This is a genomic window from Polaromonas sp. P3_C2 (genome assembly GCF_056402675.1).
In genome coordinates this window covers 1-3,011 of record NZ_JBFUGX010000511.1, presented here as the reverse complement: position 1 = coordinate 3,011, position 3,011 = coordinate 1, and the positions used below count along the sequence as shown (strand labels likewise).

The window sequence follows — 3,011 nt, the reverse complement described above, 5'->3', positions numbered from 1 at the left end:
CTGGTGCGCCGCATGCGCGGGTCGGTGATGGGCTCGCGCCCAGCGGCCTGCACGGTGTTGGCCAGAAGGCCGATGACCACGTAGGCCGAGCCGTCGGTGGGCTGCACATAGCGCATCGAATGCACCAACCAGGGCAGCAGCACGCCGTCTTTGCCGCGTTTGTAAAGCCAGCCATCGATCATGTCGCGCGATAGCCAGGCGATCAGGCCCGGAATCAGCTGCTCCAGGCTCGGGATCTTGCGCGCAGCCGGCGCGGCGTGGATGTTGTCCAGCGCCAGCATTTGAAACATCAACTCGCGCTCGTTGGCCGCCCGGCACAGGCCGTACAGCGTATTCAGCGTGGTGAGGTCAAAAAGGCGGCTGGGTACCACGCGTTTGCCGCGCGACATGCCGTGCTCGCTCAGGCGCCGGGCCAGCGGCGACTCCGCGTTGATCATCCCCAGCAAGGTGTTGGCCAGGGATTCCGGTATTTCAAATTCCATGAGTCTCTTTCGCCGTCTCTCTGCCGTTGTCTGTTTTTTGACCGTTTTCCGAAAAAGATCATAGGACGCCGGCCCCTGGAATCGCTTGACCGCAGTCAACAGGCAGGGCGATCTGGCTTGACTTGGGGAGGCCATGGCTGAAAACGCGCGCACAGCTGGCCGGTGTGGCTCGAAACGGCCAAAGTGGCAATTCTGGCCATTCGGCCTGCGGTTTCCCCGGCTGCCTGCCCGTCGCTGCCTCCCGGCGACAATAGGTCCCATGGCAAGCATGCAACTTCAAGAAATTCTCTTCTCTCAGGGCTTTGGCACGCGGCGCGTGTGCGCGGGGCTGGTTCAACAGGGTTTTGTGGCTGTAGCGGGCGTCCCTTGTGCGGAACCAGCTATGGAATTTATAGCAGAGGGGCTGCACTTTACGGTGCAGGGCGTGGCCTGGGAGTACCACGAGAAAGCCTACCTGATGCTGCACAAACCGGCGGGCTACGAATGCTCGCAAAAGCCCAGCACCTACCCCAGCATCTACACCCTGCTACCGGCGCCGATCCGTCAGCGCGGCGGTGGCGCAGCGGCCGGCGTGCAGGCGGTGGGCCGGCTGGACCAGGACACGACCGGCCTCTTGCTGCTGTCGGACGACGGCAAGTTCATCCACCGCATGAGCTCGCCCAAGCACCATGTGCCCAAGGTTTATGAGGTGAGGGCCAAGCACCCGGTCGACGACAAGCAGGTCGCCAGGCTGCTGGCCGGCGTGGTGCTGGACGACGACCCCAAGCCCGTTCGTGCGGCAAGCTGCGAAAAGACCGGCGAGAACCAGCTCAGCCTGACGCTTACCGAAGGCAAATACCACCAGGTCAAGCGCATGATTGCCGCGGTGGGCAACCGGGTCGAGGACGTGGGTGGCCTGCACCGTTCACGCATTGGTTCGCTGGATTTGCCGCCTGACCTGAAACCCGGCGAATGGCGTTGGCTCACGGCGCAGGACATGGCCAGCATTTCAGCGCCTTCGGTCAAAACCCCCTGAAACCGGTAAAAAACCTGATCCAGACGCGGCGGCAAGCGGTTACGCTGCCAGCTTCGCAAAAAGCAAACCCGGAGGAAACATGAACCCACGTCGTCAATTCCTGAATGCCGCCGCAATCGGTGCCGTGGCCGCACCGTCGCTGGCCTTGGCGCAACACGCGCCCAAGGCGTCGCGAGGCCCGATCCTGTTGACCGTCAGCGGGCTGATCGGTGGGGGCAACCGCGGCGCCTTCGACCCGGTGCTCGACCAGATGATGGGCAAGCAGAAAATCCAGTTCGACAAGGCCCATGTCTTTGACTTTGCCGCACTCACGGCGCTGCCGGCCGTCACCATCAAGCCGACGCTGGAATACGACAGCAAGCCGCACACCCTGAAAGGCCCCTTGCTGGCCGATGTCATGAAAGCTGCCGGCGTGAAGTTGACCGACAAGACGACGCTTTTCCTGCGCGCCGTGGACGGCTACGCAGCCCAGGTCACCGCCACCGAGGCTGGCAAATACCGCTTCATCGTTGCCACCCATCTGGACGGCCAACCCATGGCGCTGGGCRGGCTGGGACCGCTTTGGGCGGTGTATGACGCGGACCGCTTTCCCGACATGGCTGCCAAGCCGCTGCCGGCGCGCTTTGCCTGGTGTCCCTGGGCGACGTACCACATCGAAGTCAAAGAGGCTTGAGCAGCACCTGCGTCGCGTTGAAATGACGGTTCAGGCCTTGTTTTTAAATGAAATCGRCCTGTAAACCAATAGGGACGAGCGCAAGCAGCTATGAAAAACGTAGCGACTACCAAACGGCTCAATCGATGTCTTTGAGAAAGTCAGCGATCGCTTCAACCGTTTTTTCAGGCTGATCGCGCTGGGGTGAGTGCCCGCAGGCGGCCAGTCTCAGTTGCCGGGCATGGGGTGCTGCCAGTGCAATCTCGTCCAGCTGCCGCATGCTGCCGTACTCATCCTCAAGCCCCTGGATGAGCAGCAGCGGGGCCGCAATGCGCGCGCAGTCCGGCCGGATGTCAAAGCTGCGAAAGGCCGGCGACAGCCAGACATCGTTCCATTGCCAGAAAGCGACGTCCACATCAGCGTGGTAACGAGCCAGGCGCTCGCGCAGGCCGCCAGACTCGAATGCAGCAGTCGCTTGGGCGATCGCCTGCACCGCGATGTCTTCGACCAGCACGTGTGGCGCCATCGCGATGCAGGCCGAAACCGGATGGCGGCTGGCGTGGAGCAGGGCGATGCTTGCGCCGTCGGAATGGCCGAGCAACACGGGGTTTTCAACCCGCAGCATACCCAGCAGCGCGGGCAACACCTCCCAGGCCTCGCGGTGCATGTAGTCGGGCAGCAGGCGGCCGGTGCATTGGCCGTTCTGCTCTGCCGGTTCGCCGCGTACGTTTGGTACGGGCTCTGACTGCCCGTAGCCGCGTCGCGAATACACAATACCCGCCCGTCCGGTTGCCGTGCACACCGCCTGGGGCCAGTCCAGGCCGCGCTGCGTCCAGAGGCTGACCGAGCCCAGGCCTTCATG

3 protein-coding genes and 1 pseudogene are annotated in these 3,011 nt (G+C 63.3%); 2 read left to right on the top strand and 2 right to left on the bottom strand.

Translation table 11 applies throughout. The annotated features are described in order from the left end of the window. A pseudogene (locus AC1DWI_RS18070) lies at positions 1–482 on the bottom strand (AAA family ATPase); the annotation flags it as partial. A gap of 268 nt (positions 483–750) precedes the next feature. Here AC1DWI_RS18070 and AC1DWI_RS18065 point away from each other — a divergent pair. Together AC1DWI_RS18065 and AC1DWI_RS18060 are read left to right on the top strand one after the other, a co-directional pair. Then, a complete protein-coding gene (locus AC1DWI_RS18065) occupies positions 751–1,497 on the top strand; it encodes a pseudouridine synthase (protein WP_477667934.1) in 747 nt (248 codons plus the stop codon). A 79-nt stretch (positions 1,498–1,576) separates the two neighbouring features. Next, complete coding sequence (locus AC1DWI_RS18060) at positions 1,577–2,170, top strand: putative pterin-binding protein (protein ID WP_477725364.1); 594 nt, start codon at positions 1,577–1,579, stop codon at positions 2,168–2,170. 118 nt (positions 2,171–2,288) lie between these two features. Here the strand turns inward: AC1DWI_RS18060 and AC1DWI_RS18055 are convergent. Beyond that, positions 2,289–3,011 (bottom strand): alpha/beta fold hydrolase (locus tag AC1DWI_RS18055; protein ID WP_477725363.1); only part of this gene is annotated, 723 nt, incomplete at its 5' end.

Excerpts from the sequence above, each read along its gene's own strand:
- AC1DWI_RS18065 (WP_477667934.1), top strand. The coding sequence starts at position 751 with ATGCAACTTCAAGAAATTCTCTTCTCTCAGGGCTTTGGCACGCGGCGC.